A 19,583-nucleotide genomic window follows, 5' to 3' on the forward strand; every position below is an offset into this window, starting at 1 on the left:
AGTATGATGTTTAAGCAATACCTGCAAGTAACGAAACCAGGCATCATCTTTGGCAACCTGATCTCGGTGATCGGGGGATTTCTGCTGGCCTCAAAGGGCAGCATTGACTATCCCCTGTTCATTTATACGCTGGTCGGGGTGTCACTGGTTGTGGCGTCGGGTTGTGTATTTAACAACTACATCGACAGGGATATCGACAGGAAGATGGAAAGAACCAAGAATCGGGTGCTGGTCAAAGGCCTGATTTCTCCTGGCGTCTCGCTGGTATACGCCACCCTGCTGGGTATTGCTGGCTTTATGCTGCTGTGGTTTGGCGCTAATCCTTTGGCCTGCTGGCTGGGGGTGATGGGCTTCGTGGTCTACGTTGGCGTGTACAGCTTGTACATGAAGCGTCACTCCGTCTACGGAACGCTGATTGGTTCTCTCTCCGGCGCAGCGCCGCCGGTGATTGGTTACTGCGCCGTAACGGGCGACTTTGACAGCGGCGCGGCGATTCTGTTGGCTATTTTCAGCCTCTGGCAGATGCCGCACTCTTACGCCATCGCCATTTTCCGCTTTAAGGACTATCAGGCGGCCAATATCCCGGTTCTGCCGGTGGTAAAAGGAATCTCAGTCGCTAAAAACCACATTACGCTGTATATCATTGCGTTTGCCGTTGCAACGCTAATGCTAACGTTGGGCGGTTATGCCGGTTACAAATACCTGGTGGTCGCCGCGGCGGTCAGCGTTTGGTGGCTCGGCATGGCGCTACGCGGTTACAAAGTGGAAGATGATAAGGTCTGGGCGCGCAAGCTGTTCGGCTTCTCTATCATTGCGATTACCGCGCTGAGTATCATGATGTCCGTTGATTTTATGGTGCCGAATTCGCAGAATCTGCTGACTTACGTCTGGTAAAGACTTTAGATGGCGTATCGCTTGATACGCCATCTTTCTTTTCGCGTTTAAAGAAAAATTCCCGCCTTAAGAATGTCCATCTCTTTACCGTTAACAATCCCCGTCACAGCGGTTACGCTATAGCTATCAACATCGCAAAATTCCGGCTGATAGATAGGTTGTAATGTCGATTCACGTAGCGTATCAGACTTATACCCTTGTAAATTGCGGTTCTGCGTATTTAGCCCAAAAGGCTCAAATGCGATAACCTGCTGTGACATCGCCCCGGCCTTATTTTTCAGCGCCAGTGAGACGCGTAAATTCTCTATACTGCTGACTCTATCCGTTTTGACGACAAACTCCAGCTCGCATGCATAGCCGCTGCCCTGACTCGCACCGAAAACACGATCACGATTGAAGGTTAACTTCGGCAAATTCTTTTCACGCATTGCCACAGCCTCAGCACGGGCCTGTCGGTCTTTTTCGCAGGTCACCTGAAAATGGGGATCGTCTGCAAAACTTGTTCGCCCCTGAGCAAACAACTCCGCTGCCTTCCGGCAATCCGTGTCGACAAACTGACCGTTGGTATACATCCAGGCAAGATAGTTTAAAGCGCGAGACTTGCCCATCTTCGCCGCCCGTTCAAAGAATTCAAACGCCCGAGCGTAATCAAGCGGAACCTGCGTCCCGGAGTAATAGATCTCACCAAGATTTATGAGCGCATCGACATTACCCTGCGCAGCCGCCAACTCGTACCACTGCCCCCCCTTCTGCAGATCGCGCTTAATCCCTCGTTTTCCATTCAAGTAGAAGTAACCGAGTATATTCTGCGCATCAGCCTGGCCCAATTCAGCAGCCTTGCGGAACCATTGCAACGAACGCGCCTCTTTATCGTCGACCTCAACAAAACCAGAGTCATAGAGACTACCAACGATAAAGTTAAGTTCAGGGTCTCTCTCCTGCGCCCACAGCTCCGCAAGGTGCAGGATATCCGCCTTTGAATAACCCAGGCGCGTGATGAGCGCGGCCATCGCGCTCCCGCCGCCGGCATACTGGCGTAATGTTTCAATAAACCGGGAACGCTGAGTAATATCGCTTTCCGCGGCTTGCTTTGCCGTATCTATTTCGTCGGCTATCAGGCGCGTCACCGTCTGCGCATCAGTATCGATATCTGCTTTACTGGTTTTATCCGCAAGCTCTTTTGCCAAAACGTCATCCTGCATCACCCCCAAGCCATGCAGATAAAAATAACGAGCGTTGTAGCAGCCATAGGGTTCTTCAACATGACAAGCCTGCTCATAATACTTGATAACCTGTATCGTATCTTTCGGTACGGCAACGCCGTACTCATAAATAAACCCCAACTCCGCCAGCGCTTGAGCATTATTATCTTTGGCTAACGCTTTTAGCTCATTTAGCGCCTGAACATCTTTCTGCGCAATACGGCTATATAACGCGTCAATATCATCACCTGCCTGGCATACCGATGCGAAAGAAAACCCAAGCAGAAGCAAAAGATTCCATTTCCGTTTTATCATTTTTCATTCCCTTATTCTTTATCTAAAAAGCGCACACTGTCAGCTTTCAGTAAATCGACATTCTTACCGTTAATCGTTGCCGTAGCGGATTTCAGCGTAAAATGGATATCGCCGATCCCGTGACAAAAATCTTGCGTATACAGCGGGAGATCGTATGGGGTAACGAGAGGATCAACATCATGATTTTGCATATCTATCCCCAGAGTATTCAAACCGAATGGCGGAATCATCAACGTTTCCTCAGTTGCCATTCCATCAGCATTCTTCAGTTCAAGCGTAATATGCAAATTCGCCATGTTACGGATTTTATCTGTGCCAATCTGAAAAATTAGTGCGCATTCTTTCGGCTTAGCCGTTATCCCGCGAGAGAAAATACTCGCTTTTTTTAGGGTTACTCTGGGTAAAGCATCCGCGTTGTTTTTTCGACTCTGAATATCCGCTGCGCATTTACTCAAAAATATTTTTTCCTCAACTTTCTTACCTACATATCGAGATGCTTTCTTGTAATACGACCAGGCTTTATCACAATCAGGTGCAGTACCTAAACCGTTATAATACATCCAACTCAACGGCATCGTTGAGCGCGAATTAGTACCATCATTTTCAACCTGCGTAAATAATGCCAGCGCTTTAGCGTAATCAGTGCGCCCTGTTGCGCCAGAATAATAGATTTTACCTAACGCAATCTGTGCATCGCTGTCACCCTGCTCAGCCGCCTGCCCATACCATTTTTGTGCTTCCTGAATGTCTGGCTTAATCCCCCACTCATCGCCCTCTCCCCCCGAATAAATACCCCCCAAGAGAGATTGGGCCTCAACGACGCCTTTTTCCGTGGCGGCGCGAAACCATTTCAACGAGGCTGGCCTGGCCTTATAAGGCTCATCCACATAATGACCAGAGAAATCATTAAGGGTGAGTAACCCCAGTTGATAATCCATTTGTGGATCGCCGTCCTGTACCCATAGCGTAGCAAGGCGGAACGTTTTTTCCTGATTAAATCCGATACGACTAAAAAAAAGCGCATCGCTCTCTGGCCTATTATTTAGAAGATTAAATAGTGCATTAATAAATTCTGGTCGCTGCGATTTATCCGTATCGGCCAATACTTTTGCCGCGTAAATTCCTTGCGAAAACTTATCGATATACTCTTGCTCAATCAATAAATTATCCAGATTCATTTTTTTAGCATACTTATTGGCCTGAGCACTATCTTTCGCCACTCCGTCGCCATACTGATAAGCATACTTCACATTATAGCAACCATAGTTACCGCCAAGTTCACAGGCCTGCTTGTAATACTGCAACGCCCGTTCGCGATTCATCGGTACACCAATACCGTATTCATGGATAAACCCCAGTTCATCCAGAACCGAAGCTCTTTTTTCCACAGGCAAAGCATCAAGATCCTTCTGGGTAAGCGCAGCATATTTTACATCATCTTTACCGTTGTTCTCTGAAGCATTCACCTGGCTAACAAATAAAATACCCGCTAAAATACATAATGATAAATATTTAATTTCCATAACGAATTCACTCCTTGAATAATATAATAAATGCGACTGCTGACGAATCTTCTGCCTGATAAACGCGCGCCATCACGCAGAAAGTTTGCTATCAGTCTCGGCGTTGTTGAATAAATCAAATTTTCAGAAGATGGGCGGATCTGATCATCGCAGTCGTTTCAGAATCGGGTTCCTATGGCAAAGCAAAAGTTTAAAATCACCCACCGGCCAGCCACACTCAGGCAGCGCGGTTCGCTGACAGTCTGGCTTGACGAGTTCTGCTATTGCGATATGGAGCAACAGCGCACACCGCCTGAAGGCCGTGGCTAACCGCTACACTATACTGATATGGCTCAGATAGCCACTACAGCTCAAGGAGATCGGAATATGAATGAGCACAAGGCTATGCTGACTCTCCCGATCGTCCCTATCGTGTTAACAATTTATCTCTTTTTTAGCTCAACTGTTTCAAAAACATAATATTTGCTAATTAACCCTCTATTTACCCGACACACTCCCCGCACTACACTACTCCCAGCTTTTATACAGAGGTGGCAATGAACGATTATAAAATGACGCCAGGGGAGCTGCGCGCCACATGGAGTTTAGGGACCGTCTTTTCGTTGCGTATGCTGGGTATGTTTATGGTTCTACCAGTACTGACCACATACGGTATGGCGCTACAGAGCGCCAGCGAAGCATTAATCGGCATTGCGATCGGCATTTACGGGCTGGCGCAGGCTATCTTTCAAATTCCCTTTGGGCTGCTGTCCGACCGCATTGGCCGTAAGCCGCTGATTGTCGGCGGACTGGCGGTATTTGTCGCGGGTAGCATCATTGCCGCGCTCTCTCACTCAATCTGGGGCATTATTCTGGGGCGAGCGCTACAGGGGTCCGGCGCTATTGCCGCCGCCGTCATGGCGCTCCTGTCTGATCTCACCCGAGAACAAAACCGCACCAAAGCGATGGCGTTTATCGGCGTCAGCTTTGGTATCACTTTCGCGATTGCGATGGTATTAGGGCCGATTGTTACCCATAGTCTGGGATTAAACGCGTTGTTCTGGATGATCGCCGCCCTCGCCACTCTGGGCATTCTTCTGACAATCTGGGTGGTTCCCAACAGTACCAACCATGTGCTGAATCGCGAATCCGGGATGGTCAAAGGCAGCTTCAGTAAAGTGCTGGCGGAGCCGAGGCTGCTCAAGCTCAATTTCGGCATTATGTGTCTGCATATTTTATTGATGTCCACCTTTGTCGCCCTGCCCGGCCAGCTTGCCGATGCCGGTTTCCCTGCCGCCGAACACTGGAAGGTGTATCTGGCAACCATGGTGATCGCCTTTGCCGCCGTCGTGCCTTTTATTATCTATGCTGAAGTCAAACGGCGGATGAAGCAGGTATTCCTGTTCTGCGTGGGGCTCATTGTCGTCGCAGAAATCGTGTTGTGGGGAGCGGGCCAGCATTTCTGGGAGCTGGTGATTGGCGTACAACTCTTTTTCCTCGCCTTTAATCTGATGGAGGCGCTGCTGCCTTCACTTATTAGCAAAGAGTCGCCCGCGGGGTATAAAGGAACGGCGATGGGCGTCTATTCTACCAGTCAGTTTCTTGGCGTGGCGCTTGGCGGCTCGCTGGGCGGCTGGATAGACGGCACGTTTGATGGGCAAACCGTTTTCCTTGCCGGGGCCGTACTGGCGATGGTATGGCTGGCAGTGGCAAGTACCATGAAAGAGCCGCCCTATGTCAGCAGCCTGCGTGTGGAAATTCCAGCGGATATCGTTGCTGACGACAGGCTAAAACAGCGACTGTTGGCAATGAAAGGCGTAAGTGAAGCGCTGATCGTGGCGGAAGAGCATTCCGCTTACGTCAAAATCGACAGCAAAGTGACCAATCGCTTTGAAGTTGAACAGCTTATCAGCAAAGGATGAATACTGCATTGCCGGATGGCGGCGAGGCTCTATCCGGCATAACAACTTAATCGCGGAAGTTTTTGAACTGGAACGGCTGGCCCAAATCGCCGCCGCGAACCAGCGCCATTACCGATTGCAGATCGTCACGTGATTTGCCCGTCACGCGAATCTCTTCCCCCTGAATTTGCGCCTGCACCTTCAGTTTGCTGTCTTTAATCAGCTTGACGATTTTCTTCTGCACGGCGCTTTCAATGCCCTGCTTCAGCTTCGCTTCCACATACCAGGTTTTACTGCTATGCACGAACTCGTCCGGTACATCCAGCGAAGCGCCTTCAATACCGCGTTTAAGCAGCTTGGCGCGCAGAATATCGAGCAACTGATTGACCTGGAAATCGGACTCGCTCAGCACCTTGATGGTTTTATTGGCATCGTTCAGTGCAATAGTCGCCTCTACGCCACGAAAGTCAAAACGAGACTCAACCTCGCGAACCGCGTTATCCACGCCGTTACGCGCTTCCTGCAGATCAACTTCAGAAACAATATCGAAAGATGGCATCTTTTCTTCTCCCTTCATTTTCGTTGCGTTGCATAATACCTGCAACGAGGCTTAACGAGAAGCTTAGCTGATGACGCTATAATTAGCGCCATAACACCTGGCGCTGTTGCAGGTGAGGAGGAACAATGAAAATTACTGTACTGGGATGCGGAGCCTTAGGACAACTTTGGCTTTCGGCACTGTGCAAACACGGACATGACGTACAGGGCTGGCTACGGGTGCCACAACCTTATTGCAGCGTAAATCTGACCGATACCGATGGTTCCTTTTTCAACGAATCACTGACGGCAAACGATCCGGATTTTTTGGCGAAGAGCGAACTGTTGTTAGTCACGCTGAAAGCGTGGCAGGTTTCCGACGCAGTACGAACCCTGGCGTCAACCCTACCGGTGACGTCGCCTATTCTGCTCATTCATAATGGAATGGGAACCATAGAAGAACTGCAAAATATCCAACAGCCGATGTTGATGGGGACTATCACCCATGCTGCGCGCCGCGACGGTAATATCATTATTCATGTCGCTAACGGCACTACGCATATTGGCCCGGCACGCGAGCAAGACGGCGATTACAGTTATCTCGCCGATATCCTGCAGGGGGTACTGCCCGATGTCGCCTGGCATAACAATATCCGCGCAGAGATGTGGCGCAAACTGGCGGTCAACTGTGTTATCAACCCGCTCACCGCGCTTTGGAACTGCCCGAACGGCGAGCTGCGCCATCATACTGATGAAATCAACGCGATTTGCGAAGAGGTCGCCGCTGTGATTGAACGTGAAGGCTACCACACATCGGCAGACGATTTACGCTATTATGTTGAGCAAGTGATTGACAGTACGGCAGAAAACATCTCATCCATGTTGCAGGACGTGCGCGCCATGCGCCATACCGAAATTGACTACATCACCGGTTATTTACTCAAGCGCGCCCGCGTGCACGGTCTCGCCGTTCCGGAAAATAGCCGCCTGTTTGAAATGGTAAAGCGAAAGGAGAGTGAGTATGAGCGCTCAGGCACTGGTATGCCTCGCCCCTGGTAGTGAAGAGACCGAAGCGGTCACCACTATCGATCTGCTGGTTCGCGGCGGAATCCACGTCACTACCGCCAGCGTCGCCAGCGATGGCAACCTGACGATTGTCTGCTCGCGCGGTGTAAAGCTACTGGCGGATGCGCCGCTGGTTGAAGTTGCCGACGGCGATTATGACATCATCGTGTTGCCCGGCGGAATTAAAGGCGCCGAGTGCTTTCGCGACAGCCCGCTGCTGGTCGAAACCGTAAAACAGTTTCACCGCTCCGGGCGCATTGTCGCAGCCATTTGCGCCGCAGCCGCCACAGTGCTCGTGCCGCACGATATCTTCCCTATCGGCAATATGACCGGTTTTCCGGCGCTGAAAGATAAGATCCCCGCCGAACAGTGGCAGGATAAGCGTGTGGTGTGGGATGCGCGGGTAAAATTATTAACCAGCCAGGGACCAGGTACCGCTATCGATTTTGGTTTGAAAATCATCGACCTGTTGGTTGGTCGTGAAAAAGCGCATGAAGTGGCTTCGCAACTGGTGATGGCGGCGGGGATTTATAACTACTACGAATAAGAATGATTACCGGATGGCGGCGTAAACACCTTATCCGGCCTACAAAACGGTACAGTCTGTAGGCCGGATAAGCGACAGCGCCATCCGGCAGTTATTTTACGGGCGTTCGCCCTGCGCCAGACGCGCATTAATATGCGCAATCACCCCAGGTAAATCCGCCAGTGAATCCACCACGTAATGCGCCCCGGCGGCGTACAGCTTGCTGGCCGCGTGCTCGCGGCGGACCGCAACGTCCTCTTTCGACATTGTCTGATAGGCGTCCCATGTTGCGCCGAATTCGTTACCCGATACCGCCAGCCCCACCGTCCACATCCCCGCGTTAAGCCCCTCGCTAATGCCCGGCGCGGCATCATCTACCTTCACACAGTGCGCGACCGCATCAATGCCCAGCGCAATCACGTTTTGCAGCGCCATCCACGGCCCCGGACGACCACCCGCGGCCAGGTCGTCCGTTGCCACCCAATGATCCGGACAATAACCATGCCCGGCGGCGGCGGGAACCAGGCGCTCCATCACCGCTCGTGGGTAACCGGAGCAGGAGCCTATCTTGATACCCTCGGCTCGTAGCGTCGCGATCGTGTCGATAACTCCGGCAATAGGAGAAGAAAAATCGACAACTTTAGCAATCTGTAACGGCATGAAAGCGGCGTAGATGGCATCAATATCTGCTGCGCTCATGGCGCGGCCAAACTTTGCCTGCCAGCGCGCGTCAACAGCAGGTAATTTTCCCAGCGCTTCAATGTGTTGCCATTTACCCAGCCCCATTGGCACGCGTGCTTCGGCGAGGGTGATCTCCACATCAAATGCCTGACGGAACGCCTCGACGAAAATTTGCGTCGGCGCGAAGGAGCCAAAATCGACGGTGGTGCCCGCCCAGTCGAGAATAACAGCGTGAATACGGTTCATCATGGTTCCTTATTTCGTCCAGTACATGGCGGTACGAATGGCGGTCAGCAGGGCAGTGATATCGGCGGCATATACTTCGCCAATGTTGCCGATGCGGAAGCAGTCACTTTGCGACACTTTGCCTGGATAGATAACAAAGCCCTGCTCTTTGAGGCGGCGATAAAATTCGCTAAAGCGATACTGCGGGTCTTCCGGTGAATAAAAGGCGGTGATAATGGGCGAATGAAGTTCGTCATCCAGCAGCGTGTTAAAGCCCAGCGCCCGCATTCCGGCCACCAGGCTGCGCTGATTTTGCTGATAGCGTTGATGACGTGCCGCCACGCCACCTTCTTTCGCCAGCTCTTTCAGCGCCTGTGCAAACGCCAGGACGGTATGTGTGGGCGAAGTAAAACGCCATTTGCCGTGGTTATCCTCCATGCAGCGCCACTGGGCGTAGAGATCTAACGACAGCGAGCGGGAACGCCCTTTGCACGCGGCCAGTTTTTGCTCGCGGGCAATCACAAAGGCAAAACCCGGCACGCCCTGAATGCATTTATTGGCGGAGCTGATCAGATAGTCGATATGTAATGCTGCAATATCCATGGGGATGCCGCCGAAGCTGCTCATGGCGTCAACGATGTAGGTTTTGCCATAGCGATGCGCCAGAGCGCCCACCTCATCAATGGGGTTGAGCATCCCGGTGGTTGTTTCGCTATGCACCATGGCGATATGGCTGATCGTCGGGTCGACGTTGAGGATCGCGTCGATCGCCTGCACATCCGGGCGCGCAACTTCGCCGCAGTCGTAAGCGTGATGGGCGATACCCATAAGGCCGGCCATCTCGACCATTCGTGCGCCGTATGCACCGTTGCTGACGATCAGCACCTTATCCTGCGGCCCCAATGCGCTGCCCAGTACGGCTTCCACAGCATAGCTGCCGCTGCCTTGCAGCAGTACGGAGGTGTAGCCTTCGGAGGCCGTTGCCAGTGCGGTTAGCTGCTGGCGGATCTGTTCCACCACGCCGATATTGTAATCATCATCCCAGGTACAGCTATCGAACAACATCGCTTCTTTCACGGTACGAGAGGTGGTGAGCGGGCCAGGAGTCAGCAACAGATAGTTACGCGAAGTCATGTTATTTACCTTTGGTCTATACCAGATTGCATTTATCATGACGATCTTTGCCGCGATGGGTCAAAGAGAAAATCGCGCTGCAACAAAAAATTCATCTCTGCTTGTATAATGGCGGCAGGTAAAACGGAAGCGAGTAAGCATGAAATCTATCCCGGGCGATATCCCGCAGTACCTGTTGATCAAGGCGCAGCTTCAGGCGCGTATTCAGAGCGGTGCGTTGAAAAGCGGTGATAAACTGCCGTCTGAACGCGAACTGTGCGCGATCTTCAACACCACGCGCATTACTATTCGCGAAAGCCTGGCGCAGCTGGAGTCCAGTGGGCTTATCTGGCGCGCCGATCGTCGCGGTTGGTTCGTTACGCCGGAACGCCTGTGGCTGGATCCGACCCAGAACACCAACTTCCATAAGCTTTGCCGCGAGCAGGGGCGGGAGCCAAAAACCGCGCTACTGAGCGGCGTGTTAACCACCGTGCCTGTCGAGGTCATGGAGCCCCTCCAGCTCCAGCCGTTTGATCAAATCTATCTGCTGACCCGTCTGCGTTACGCCGATGGCCGCGCCGTGTGCTACTGCGAAAACCATTGTTTGCCCGCCCGCGTGCCTGAGCTGCTGCAGTACGATCTCAACGGCAGCCTGACCGAGGTATACGAGTCGTACTACAACCTCGTCTATACCAGCATGCATCTGTCGTTCTACCCCACCGCCATGCCTGCGCAGGCCGCACAGGCGCTGGGAGTTATGGAAGGACGCCCGGCGCTGTTGCTGCGCCGTCTGAACTACGATCAACACGGGCGAGTGCTGGATCTGGATATCGAATACTGGCGTCACGACAGCCTGCGCATTGAGGTAGATACCCACTAGCGGGTGCGCCGGATGTTGGCTGCGAGCCTTATCCGGCCTGTCAATCGTATCGTCTCACGGCTATCCGGATAAGCGCAGCATCCTCCGGCGTGGACTGATTTATTTCTCTTTCATCGTTTTGTCATATAAGCCGTTTAGCGTAAAAAGCAAACTTGGTATAGGCCAGAAAATGCAACGTACGCTATGAGGCTATTACGATGAAACTTTCCCGACTTGCTCTGCTGTCTGTCTTCGCTCTCGCCAGCGCCCCGTCATGGGCGGAATCAGTGGTCACGGTGTACTCCATCGACGGGCTGCACGATGGCGATAACAGCTGGTACCAGGTGCAGTTTGACGCGTTCACCAAAGCGACCGGCATTACCGTACGCTATGTTGAAGGCGGTGGTGGCGTGGTAGTGGAACGTCTGGCAAAAGAGCGTACGAATCCACAGGCCGACGTGCTGGTAACCGCGCCGCCATTCATTCAGCGCGCCGCCGCCGAAAAGCTGCTGGCGAACTTTAACACCGACGCCGCCTCGGCTATCCCCGATGCCAACAACCTTTATTCGCCGCTGGTAAAGAATTATCTGAGCTTTATCTACAACAGCAAGCTGCTGAAAACTGCCCCGGCGAGCTGGCAGGATCTGCTTGACGGTAAATTCAAAAATAAACTCCAGTATTCCACGCCAGGTCAGGCCGCTGACGGCACGGCGGTAATGCTGCAGGCTTTCCACAGCTTCGGCAGTAAAGATGCCGGTTTTGCGTATCTCGGCAAGCTGCAGGCCAATAACGTCGGGCCATCTGCCTCTACCGGCAAGCTAACCGCGCTGGTTAATAAAGGTGAAATCTACGTCGCTAACGGCGACCTGCAAATGAACCTCGCGCAGATGGAACGTAACCCGAACGTGAAAATCTTCTGGCCGGCCAACGACAAAGGCGAGCGCAGCGCGCTGGCCATCCCTTATGTCATTGGCCTGGTCCAGGGGGCGCCGCAGAGTGAAAATGGTAAAAAGCTGATTAACTTCCTGCTGAGTAAAGAAGCGCAGACTCGCGTCAGCGAACTCTCCTGGGGAATGCCGGTACGCAGCGACGTGACGCCGAGCGACGAACATTACAAGGCCGCCACTGCCGCGTTAGAAGGCGTGCAGAGCTGGCAGCCAAATTGGGATGACGTAGCCGTTTCGCTGTCGGCAGATATTAGCCGTTGGCACAAAGTGACCGAAAGCGAGTAAGCCTGATGCTGATGAAAACGACTGCCGCTCACGCCCCTGCATCGCAGGGGACATCGGGGATAGTCCTCGACTCGCTGCGCGTTGCGTATCACGGCAACGTGGTGCTTAAACCGCTCTCTTTGACGATTGAACCTGGCGAAGTGCTGGCGCTGATTGGCCCATCAGGATCTGGAAAAACGACGGTGCTGCGTGCGGTGGCGGGCTTTGTGCAGCCTGCAGGCGGTCGTATCCTGATTGGCGATACGGACGTCACCCATCTGCCACCCTATAAACGCGGGTTGGCGATGGTGGTGCAGAACTACGCCTTGTTCCCGCATCTGAAAGTGGAAGACAACGTCGCTTTTGGTCTGCGTGCGCAGAAGCAGCCAAAGGCGCTAATTAATGAGCGTGTCACGCAGGCGCTGAAGACAGTTGGCATGAGTGATTACGCCACCCGTTATCCGCATCAACTTTCCGGCGGCCAGCAGCAACGCGTGGCCATCGCCCGCGCGATTGCCGTGCGCCCGCGCGTGCTGTTGCTGGATGAACCACTGTCAGCGCTGGACGCACAGATTCGTCATAATATGGTGGAAGAAATCGCCCGTCTTCACCGTGAGCTGCCGGAACTCACTATTCTCTACGTCACCCACGATCAAACGGAAGCGCTCACCCTGGCCGATAAAATCGGCATTATGAAGGATGGCTCGCTGATTGCTCACGGCGAAACCCGCGCGTTATATCACCATCCGCCCAATCGTTTTGCCGCCGAATTCTTAGGTCGCGCCAATATTCTCTCCGCCATCGCGCTGGGGATAACGGAGGTTCCGGGGCTGGTGGACGTCAGTTGCGGCGGTGCGGTGATTCGCGCGTTCAGCCAGGGCAGCCACCACGGTTACAACAAACTGCTGTGCATTCGTCCTCAGCACCTCAGCCTGACGCCGCGTTCGGCCTACAGCAACCGCTTCAACGCCACACTGCAATCGGTGCACTGGCAAGGCGATTTAACCCATCTGTTGTGTGACGTTGCTGGCGAAACGGTGCGGATGGTGTTGACACATGTCAATCCGCTGCCGCGCGTGGGCGACAAGCTGGCGCTGTGGTTCGAACCGGATGATGCGGTCCTGATTGAGGTATAACCATGTCACTCATTTTACCTCTGGAAAAACCGGCGCTTAACCTACGCCCGCTGCTGTGGCTGTTGCTCCCGTTGCTGGTGCTGGCGACGCTGTTTTTCTGGCCTCTGTCGCTCATCGTTGAACAGGCGCTACGCGGTGCCAATGGCGAGATCGGGCTCGAGACCTTCCGCCAGGTGGTCGACTCGAAACGCTTTGTCGGCGCGTTGCTGAACACGTTGCAAATCGCCTTTTTCGCCACCGCCGGTTGCCTGCTGCTGGGCAGCGTGATGTCGCTGATTCTGGTGTTTATTCCTTTCCCCGGCAGCGAGTTGATTGGTCGGGTCGTCGATACTTTTATTGCGCTGCCGACCTTCCTGATTACGCTGGCGTTCACCTTTATTTATGGGTCAGCGGGTCTGCTCAACGGTGCGCTGATGAGCCTGTTTGCCTTTGAGCTACCGCCGGTGGATTTTCTCTACTCGATGCAGGGTGTCATTCTGGCGGAGATCACGGTGTTCACTCCGCTGGTGATGCGGCCACTGATGGCCGCGCTGCGGCAAATTGATAAAAGCCAGCTAGAGGCAGCCAGCATTCTGGGGGCACACCCGTTACGGGTGATTGGGCAGGTGATTTTCCCGGCGGCGCTACCGGCGCTGATGGCTGGTGGCAGCCTGTGCCTGCTGTTGACCACTAACGAGTTCGGCATCGTACTGTTTATTGGCGCGAAAGGGGTTAACACCCTGCCGATGATGGTTTACAGCAAAGCGATTCTGGAGTCCGACTATACGGTCGCCTGCATGATTGCGTTGATTAACATTGTCTTGTCGCTGGGGCTGTTCTCCCTCTATCGCCTGGCGGCATCGCGTACCGGCGTAAGGAGCCAGCCATGCTAATTTGGTCACCTAAAGGACGCGCAGCGGCGGGCGTTGTGGCTAGCGTACTGTTTATCGTGTTCTTTTTCCTGCCGCTGGCGGTGATTCTGATGTCCAGCCTTAGCCAGCAGTGGAACGGTATTCTGCCGAGTGGCTTCACGCTGAACCACTTTGTTAACGCTCTGCACGGTGCGGCATGGGATGCCCTACTTGCCAGCCTCACGATTGGCTTTTGCGCCAGCCTGTTTGCGCTGCTTTGCGGCGTTTGGGCGGCGCTGGCGTTGCGTCAATATGGGGTGAAAACGCAGAAATGGTTAAGTATGGTGTTCTATCTGCCGAGTGCGATTCCGTCAGTGTCCGTGGGCCTGGGCATTCTGGTTGCTTTCAGCCAGGGGCCATTGCAAATGAACGGCACCCTATGGATTGTGCTGACAGCGCACTTTGTGCTGATTTCCGCCTTTACCTTCAGTAACGTGTCGACCGGACTGGCGCGCATTTCCGCCGATATTGAAAACGTCGCGTCGAGTCTGGGGGCATCGCCCTGGTATCGTCTGCGTCACGTGACGTTGCCGTTATTGATGCCGTGGATGGTGTCAGCGCTGGCGCTGAGTTTATCGCTCTCCATGGGGGAGTTGGGCGCGACGGTGATGATTTATCCACCGGGCTGGACGACGCTGCCGGTAGCTATCTTTAGCCTGACCGACCGTGGAAATATCGCCGACGGCGCGGCGCTGACCATTGTGCTGGTGGCCATTACGCTGCTGCTGATGATGAAGCTGGAGCGCATTGCAAAACGGTTGGGGCAGAAATAAAACGGTAGGCCGGGTAGGACATAGCCGCCACCCGGCAAAGGAATTACGGGCGATACACCTTCACATTGGCAAACCCCTGCTCGCGCAGATAGAGCGCCTGCAGGCGACTCATTACGCCGCGTTCGCACCATAGCAGCCAGGTTTTGCTCTGATCGAGGTCGCCAAATTTAGTGCTCAGCTTGTAGAAAGGCAGCGAAACGACGTCGACGCCTTCCACTTTCAGCGGCTTGTCATCCTGCTCATCGACAGAACGGATATCCAGAATCACATCGTTGGCGCCAAAACCGCTCACGGTTTCAACTTCCACCACCTCCTGCTGGGTCTGCTGGGCGATTTCACGAATATCGACGTTGTTCGCTTCTTCTACCACCTTATCGAGAATACTGAAGTCGAAATTTTCTTCTTCGGCTTCAATTTTCGCTTTAATGGCTTTCACCGTCGGACTTTTTGAAATCACGCCACAGTATTCCGGCATCGTACGGGCAAAATCTTCCGTACCAATCTGGCGCGCCAGGTTGATAATGTGCTCTTTATCGTAAGAGATCAGCGGGCGCAGGATCAGCGTGTCAGACACGTTATCGATCAAGCGCAAGTTGGTTAGCGTCTGGCTGGACACCTGGCCCAGCGCTTCGCCGGTCACCAGCGCCTGTACGCCGTAACGTTCCGCCACTTTCGACGCCGCGCGTACCATCATACGTTTGAGCACCACGCCCATCTGGCCGTCGTCGACTTTCTCCAGAATCTCGCCGACCACTGGTTCAAAGTTAATCGCCACAAAACGCACGCGATGGGAGCTGCCAAAGCGGTTCCACAGGTAATGCGCCACCTGGCGAACGCCGATTTCATGCGCCGCGCCGCCGAGGTTAAAGAAGCAGTAGTGTACGCGACAGCCGCGACGCATCAGCATATAGCTGGAGACGCCGGAGTCAAAACCGCCGGAGATCAGCGACAGCACGTCTTCCTGGGTGCCAATCGGGAAACCGCCAATACCTTCATAACGCCCTTTGATCAGCAGCAGGCGATCATCTTCCACTTCCAGATGCACCGTCACATCCGGGTTAGTGAGCTTCACGCGCGCCGATTCAATATGCTGATTTAATCCGCCGCCAACATAGCGCTCCACTTCAATGGAGCTAAACTCATGCTTACCGCGACGTTTTACCCGCACGCAGAAGGTTTTGCCTTCAAGCTGTTCGCGATACTGCGCCAACGCTTTCTCGAAAATGTCGTGCATATCGGTGAACGGCACATCTTCGACTTCAAGAATATGGTGAATCCCCGGGATGCGGGTCAGCGCGTCGCGAATCGCCAGACGCTGGTTTTCATCTTTGGCGCGAACTTCAATGTTATCCCAGTGACGGACAACCGCGAGGGTCTCATCGTAGTGCTTTAAAACGTTACGGATGTTCCCGGTTAAAATTTTTATAAAGCGCAAACGCACAGATTGGCTTTTGATAGTGATTTCCGGGAACAATTTAATGATAAACTTCATGGCGGCAATGGTTCTTTAGCAAGCTATCTAAGGCTTGTCGTGGAGAAATAGTACAGCAGCCCATACCTACGGCTGCATCCAGGCGCGGAAGTATATCACCATCACGGACATCTTGCGCATTTCCCCTTACCATTGCGCGTTATTTGCTTATCAGTGCGAGTCCGTTACCATAGACTTGTGCTGCCATTACAGAGAGTCAAACAGTCATCATGCCGAAGAAAAATGAGGCGCCCGCCAGCTTTGAAACTGCGCTGAGCGAGCTGGAACATATTGTTACCCGCCTGGAAAGCGGCGATTTGCCGCTGGAAGACGCGCTGAATGAATTCGAGCGCGGCGTACAACTGGCGCGTCAGGGGCAGGCAAAACTGCAGCAGGCGGAACAGCGCGTGCAAATTTTGCTGTCTGATAATGAAGAGGCTTCACCTGAGCCTTTTATCGCGGATAATGAGTAAATGGACTTTACGCAGCAGCTACAGGCTTGCGTAACGCAAGCGAATCAGGCGCTGAGCCGTTTTATCGCGCCACTGCCCTTTCAGAACACTCCCGTGGTCGAAGCCATGCAGTATGGCGCATTATTAGGCGGTAAACGCCTGCGGCCATTTCTGGTTTACGCCACCGGTCAAATGTTTGGCGTCAGTACGGCAACGCTGGATGCGCCAGCTGCGGCGGTCGAATGCATTCATGCCTATTCGCTGATCCATGACGACCTGCCAGCAATGGACGATGACGATTTGCGTCGCGGCCTGCCGACTTGCCATATTAAATTTGGCGAAGCCAACGCAATCCTGGCGGGAGACGCGTTGCAAACGCTGGCGTTTGCCATTATCAGCGACGCGCCGATGCCGGAAGTCGCCGATCGCGATCGTATCGCGATGATCGCCGAACTGGCAAACGCCAGCGGTATCGCCGGTATGTGCGGCGGTCAGGCATTGGATCTGGCGGCAGAAGGCCAGCGGATCACTCTGGACGCGCTGGAACGCATTCATCGCCATAAGACCGGCGCGCTCATTCGCGCCGCCGTTAGACTTGGCGCGTTGAGCGCGGGCGATAAAGGACGGAATACTCTGCCGATACTTGACCGCTATGCAGAGAGTATCGGCCTTGCCTTCCAGGTTCAGGATGACATTCTGGATGTGGTGGGCGATACTGCAACGTTAGGTAAACGTCAGGGCGCAGACCAGCAGCTTGGCAAAAGTACCTACCCTGCACTTCTGGGTCTTGAGCAAGCCCGGAATAAAGCCCGGGACCTGATAGAGGACGCCCGTCAGTCGTTACATCAGCTGGCCGCGCAATCACTGGACACCTCGGCACTGGAAGCGCTAGCGAACTACATAATCCAGCGTGATAAATAAACCCCATATCCAATGAGCTTGCGATGAGTTTTGATATAGCCAAATACCCTACCCTGGCATTGGTCGACTCCACCCAGGAGTTACGACTGTTACCGAAAGAGAGTCTGCCGAAACTCTGCGACGAGCTACGCCGCTACTTACTCGACAGCGTAAGCCGTTCCAGCGGGCATTTCGCTTCCGGGCTGGGCACGGTAGAACTTACCGTGGCGCTGCATTATGTCTACAACACCCCGTTTGACCAGCTAATCTGGGATGTTGGACACCAGGCTTATCCACATAAAATCCTTACCGGTCGTCGCGACAAAATCGGCACCATTCGCCAGAAAGGCGGTCTGCATCCGTTCCCGTGGCGCGGGGAAAGTGAATACGATGTGCTGAGCGTTGGGCATTCCTCCACCTCCATCAGCGCCGGTATCGGTATTGCCGTGGCGGCGGAGAAAGAAGGCAAAGATCGCCACACCGTCTGTGTGATTGGCGACGGCGCCATCACCGCCGGTATGGCGTTTGAAGCAATGAATCACGCAGGCGATATCCGGCCCGACATGCTGGTCATTCTGAACGACAATGAAATGTCGATTTCGGAAAACGTCGGCGCGCTCAACAACCATCTGGCGCAGCTACTTTCCGGTAAGCTTTACTCTTCTCTGCGCGAAGGCGGAAAAAAGGTCTTCTCCGGCGTACCGCCAATTAAAGAACTGCTCAAGCGTACCGAAGAACATATTAAAGGCATGGTTGTGCCGGGAACCCTGTTCGAAGAGCTGGGCTTTAACTACATCGGGCCGGTCGATGGTCACGATGTCATGGGGCTTATCAGCACATTGAAGAACATGCGCGACCTGAAAGGCCCGCAGTTCCTGCATATCATGACCAAGAAAGGCCGCGGCTATGAGCCCGCGGAAAAAGATCCGATCACTTTCCATGCGGTGCCTAAATTTGATCCTTCCAGCGGATGTTTGCCGAAAAGCAGCGGCGGTCTGCCAGGTTATTCAAAAATCTTCGGTGACTGGCTGTGTGAAACCGCCGCCAAAGACAGCAAGCTGATGGCGATCACCCCGGCAATGCGCGAAGGTTCCGGCATGGTGGAATTTTCACGTAAATTCCCGGATCGCTATTTTGACGTCGCCATCGCCGAGCAGCATGCCGTCACCTTCGCCGCAGGCCTGGCGATTGGCGGCTATAAGCCCGTCGTGGCGATCTACTCTACTTTCCTGCAACGCGCCTACGATCAGGTTATCCATGACGTCGCTATCCAGAAACTGCCGGTCATGTTCGCCATCGATCGCGCCGGTATCGTTGGCGCGGATGGACAAACGCACCAGGGCGCGTTCGATCTCTCCTATCTGCGCTGCATCCCGGATATGGTGATCATGACGCCAAGCGACGAAAACGAATGTCGCCAGATGTTATTTACCGGGTATCACTATAACGACGGCCCGACGGCAGTACGTTATCCACGCGGTAATGCGCAGGGCGTGGCGCTAACCCCGCTGGAAAAACTGCCTATTGGTAAAGGCCTTGTGAAGCGTCATGGCGAAAAACTGGCGATTCTGAACTTTGGCACCTTAATGCCTGAGGCGGCGAAAGTCGCCGAAGCGCTGAACGCCACGCTGGTCGACATGCGCTTTGTTAAGCCGCTGGACGACACGTTAATTCTGGAGATGGCCGCGCAGCATGACGCGCTGGTGACGCTGGAAGAAAACGCCATTATGGGCGGCGCTGGCAGCGGCGTAAACGAAGTGCTAATGGCCCATCGTAAACCTGTACCTGTGCTGAATATCGGTCTTCCGGATTTATTTATCCCGCAAGGAACGCAGGAAGAAGCCCGCGCGGAACTGGGGCTCGACGCCGCAGGCATTGAAGCCAAAATCAAGGCCTGGCAGGCATAATCCCCTCTTTGCTCCTGCTATGC

Annotated in this window: 18 protein-coding genes and 1 pseudogene; 13 read left to right on the top strand and 6 right to left on the bottom strand. The window is 53.7% G+C overall.

The features are described 5' to 3' along the window. Positions 1-3: 3 nt before the first annotated feature. Positions 4-894, top strand: coding sequence for a heme o synthase (gene cyoE / locus J4685_RS14575; protein WP_000971352.1), 891 nt, complete (start codon positions 4-6; stop codon positions 892-894). Between the two features lie 47 nt (positions 895-941). Here the strand turns inward: cyoE and J4685_RS14580 are convergent, their stop codons facing one another. Both J4685_RS14580 and J4685_RS14585 read right to left on the bottom strand, forming a co-directional pair. Then, positions 942-2,411 (bottom strand): tetratricopeptide repeat protein, encoded by a 1,470-nt coding sequence (locus tag J4685_RS14580; protein ID WP_000595918.1) that lies wholly within the window; start codon positions 2,409-2,411, stop codon positions 942-944. A gap of 11 nt (positions 2,412-2,422) precedes the next feature. Then, the gene (locus J4685_RS14585) at positions 2,423-3,934 is read right to left on the bottom strand and encodes an SEL1-like repeat protein (RefSeq protein ID WP_000404190.1); all 1,512 of its coding nucleotides are present in this window, start codon (positions 3,932-3,934) and stop codon (positions 2,423-2,425) included. 174 nt (positions 3,935-4,108) lie between these two features. Between J4685_RS14585 and J4685_RS22575 the strand changes: the two are divergent. Both J4685_RS22575 and J4685_RS14590 read left to right on the top strand, forming a co-directional pair. Beyond that, a pseudogene (locus J4685_RS22575) lies at positions 4,109-4,240 on the top strand (IS5/IS1182 family transposase); the annotation flags it as partial. 230 nt (positions 4,241-4,470) lie between these two features. Beyond that, the gene (locus J4685_RS14590; RefSeq protein ID WP_001000940.1) at positions 4,471-5,835 is read left to right on the top strand and encodes an MFS transporter; all 1,365 of its coding nucleotides are present in this window, start codon (positions 4,471-4,473) and stop codon (positions 5,833-5,835) included. Between the two features lie 46 nt (positions 5,836-5,881). On the opposite strand, the gene J4685_RS14595 is transcribed toward J4685_RS14590, so the two are convergent. Next, complete coding sequence (locus tag J4685_RS14595) at positions 5,882-6,373, bottom strand: YajQ family cyclic di-GMP-binding protein (protein WP_001138910.1); 492 nt, start codon at positions 6,371-6,373, stop codon at positions 5,882-5,884. A 125-nt stretch (positions 6,374-6,498) separates the two neighbouring features. Between J4685_RS14595 and panE the strand changes: the two genes are divergently transcribed. Further along, entirely contained in the window at positions 6,499-7,410 is a 912-nt protein-coding gene (panE, locus tag J4685_RS14600) for a 2-dehydropantoate 2-reductase (RefSeq protein ID WP_000705823.1), read from the top strand. Next, positions 7,373-7,963: a protein deglycase YajL gene (yajL, locus tag J4685_RS14605; RefSeq protein ID WP_001275809.1), complete on the top strand. Its 591-nt coding sequence runs from the start codon at positions 7,373-7,375 to the stop codon at positions 7,961-7,963. The genes panE and yajL overlap by 38 nt, the downstream gene beginning before the upstream one ends. Positions 7,964-8,059: 96 nt before the next feature. On the opposite strand, the gene phnX is transcribed toward yajL, so the two are convergent. Both phnX and phnW read right to left on the bottom strand, forming a co-directional pair. Next, positions 8,060-8,869 (bottom strand): phosphonoacetaldehyde hydrolase, encoded by an 810-nt coding sequence (gene phnX, locus J4685_RS14610; protein ID WP_011233114.1) that lies wholly within the window; start codon positions 8,867-8,869, stop codon positions 8,060-8,062. A gap of 9 nt (positions 8,870-8,878) precedes the next feature. Next, positions 8,879-9,982 carry a 2-aminoethylphosphonate--pyruvate transaminase gene (gene phnW, locus J4685_RS14615; protein ID WP_000203964.1) on the bottom strand — a complete coding sequence of 368 codons (1,104 nt, stop codon included), beginning with the start codon at positions 9,980-9,982 and terminating at the stop codon, positions 8,879-8,881. A gap of 139 nt (positions 9,983-10,121) precedes the next feature. Here phnW and phnR point away from each other — a divergent pair, with 139 nt between their 5' ends. From phnR to phnV, 5 genes are all read left to right on the top strand, one after another. Continuing rightward, entirely contained in the window at positions 10,122-10,841 is a 720-nt protein-coding gene (phnR, locus tag J4685_RS14620) for a phosphonate utilization transcriptional regulator PhnR (protein ID WP_000836272.1), read from the top strand. Between the two features lie 197 nt (positions 10,842-11,038). Continuing rightward, positions 11,039-12,052: a 2-aminoethylphosphonate ABC transporter substrate-binding protein gene (gene phnS / locus J4685_RS14625; RefSeq protein WP_000778008.1), complete on the top strand. Its 1,014-nt coding sequence runs from the start codon at positions 11,039-11,041 to the stop codon at positions 12,050-12,052. 5 nt (positions 12,053-12,057) lie between these two features. Then, complete coding sequence (gene phnT / locus J4685_RS14630) at positions 12,058-13,167, top strand: 2-aminoethylphosphonate ABC transport system ATP-binding subunit PhnT (RefSeq protein ID WP_000928782.1); 1,110 nt, start codon at positions 12,058-12,060, stop codon at positions 13,165-13,167. A 2-nt stretch (positions 13,168-13,169) separates the two neighbouring features. Next, entirely contained in the window at positions 13,170-14,039 is an 870-nt protein-coding gene (gene phnU / locus J4685_RS14635; RefSeq protein WP_000052714.1) for a 2-aminoethylphosphonate ABC transporter permease subunit, read from the top strand. Beyond that, positions 14,033-14,830: a 2-aminoethylphosphonate ABC transport system, membrane component PhnV gene (gene phnV, locus J4685_RS14640; protein ID WP_000909795.1), complete on the top strand. Its 798-nt coding sequence runs from the start codon at positions 14,033-14,035 to the stop codon at positions 14,828-14,830. Before phnU ends, phnV begins: the two co-directional genes overlap by 7 nt. A gap of 43 nt (positions 14,831-14,873) precedes the next feature. Here phnV and thiI read toward each other — a convergent pair whose 3' ends face one another. Next, complete coding sequence (gene thiI, locus J4685_RS14645) at positions 14,874-16,322, bottom strand: tRNA uracil 4-sulfurtransferase ThiI (protein WP_000668648.1); 1,449 nt, start codon at positions 16,320-16,322, stop codon at positions 14,874-14,876. Positions 16,323-16,531: 209 nt separating this feature from the next. Here thiI and xseB point away from each other — a divergent pair, with 209 nt between their 5' ends. Genes xseB through dxs form a run of 3 tightly spaced genes read left to right on the top strand, consistent with a single transcriptional unit; the run spans position 16,532 to position 19,560 of the window. After that, positions 16,532-16,774, top strand: a complete 243-nt coding sequence (gene xseB / locus J4685_RS14650; RefSeq protein ID WP_001124944.1) for an exodeoxyribonuclease VII small subunit — start codon at positions 16,532-16,534, stop codon at positions 16,772-16,774. Beyond that, the gene (gene ispA / locus J4685_RS14655; RefSeq protein ID WP_000348074.1) at positions 16,775-17,674 is read left to right on the top strand and encodes a (2E,6E)-farnesyl diphosphate synthase; all 900 of its coding nucleotides are present in this window, start codon (positions 16,775-16,777) and stop codon (positions 17,672-17,674) included. Between the two features lie 23 nt (positions 17,675-17,697). Continuing rightward, positions 17,698-19,560, top strand: a complete 1,863-nt coding sequence (gene dxs, locus J4685_RS14660) for a 1-deoxy-D-xylulose-5-phosphate synthase (RefSeq protein ID WP_000006771.1) — start codon at positions 17,698-17,700, stop codon at positions 19,558-19,560. Positions 19,561-19,583 lie beyond the last annotated feature (23 nt).

Source organism: Salmonella sp. 32100201201700099SM (assembly GCF_017572645.1).
Classification (GTDB): Bacteria; Pseudomonadota; Gammaproteobacteria; order Enterobacterales; family Enterobacteriaceae; genus Salmonella; species Salmonella enterica.

Bases quoted from the DNA above. Each gene is read 5' to 3' on its own strand.
- cyoE (WP_000971352.1), top strand. From the start codon at position 4: ATGATGTTTAAGCAATACCTGCAAGTAACGAAACCAGGCATCATCTTT.
- J4685_RS14580 (WP_000595918.1), bottom strand. From the start codon at position 2,411: ATGATAAAACGGAAATGGAATCTTTTGCTTCTGCTTGGGTTTTCTTTC.
- J4685_RS14585 (WP_000404190.1), bottom strand. From the start codon at position 3,934: ATGGAAATTAAATATTTATCATTATGTATTTTAGCGGGTATTTTATTT.
- J4685_RS14590 (WP_001000940.1), top strand. From the start codon at position 4,471: ATGAACGATTATAAAATGACGCCAGGGGAGCTGCGCGCCACATGGAGT.
- J4685_RS14595 (WP_001138910.1), bottom strand. From the start codon at position 6,373: ATGCCATCTTTCGATATTGTTTCTGAAGTTGATCTGCAGGAAGCGCGT.
- panE (WP_000705823.1), top strand. From the start codon at position 6,499: ATGAAAATTACTGTACTGGGATGCGGAGCCTTAGGACAACTTTGGCTT.
- yajL (WP_001275809.1), top strand. From the start codon at position 7,373: ATGAGCGCTCAGGCACTGGTATGCCTCGCCCCTGGTAGTGAAGAGACC.
- phnX (WP_011233114.1), bottom strand. From the start codon at position 8,869: ATGAACCGTATTCACGCTGTTATTCTCGACTGGGCGGGCACCACCGTC.
- phnW (WP_000203964.1), bottom strand. From the start codon at position 9,982: ATGACTTCGCGTAACTATCTGTTGCTGACTCCTGGCCCGCTCACCACC.
- phnR (WP_000836272.1), top strand. From the start codon at position 10,122: ATGAAATCTATCCCGGGCGATATCCCGCAGTACCTGTTGATCAAGGCG.
- phnS (WP_000778008.1), top strand. From the start codon at position 11,039: ATGAAACTTTCCCGACTTGCTCTGCTGTCTGTCTTCGCTCTCGCCAGC.
- phnT (WP_000928782.1), top strand. From the start codon at position 12,058: ATGCTGATGAAAACGACTGCCGCTCACGCCCCTGCATCGCAGGGGACA.
- phnU (WP_000052714.1), top strand. From the start codon at position 13,170: ATGTCACTCATTTTACCTCTGGAAAAACCGGCGCTTAACCTACGCCCG.
- phnV (WP_000909795.1), top strand. From the start codon at position 14,033: ATGCTAATTTGGTCACCTAAAGGACGCGCAGCGGCGGGCGTTGTGGCT.
- thiI (WP_000668648.1), bottom strand. From the start codon at position 16,322: ATGAAGTTTATCATTAAATTGTTCCCGGAAATCACTATCAAAAGCCAA.
- xseB (WP_001124944.1), top strand. From the start codon at position 16,532: ATGCCGAAGAAAAATGAGGCGCCCGCCAGCTTTGAAACTGCGCTGAGC.
- ispA (WP_000348074.1), top strand. From the start codon at position 16,775: ATGGACTTTACGCAGCAGCTACAGGCTTGCGTAACGCAAGCGAATCAG.
- dxs (WP_000006771.1), top strand. From the start codon at position 17,698: ATGAGTTTTGATATAGCCAAATACCCTACCCTGGCATTGGTCGACTCC.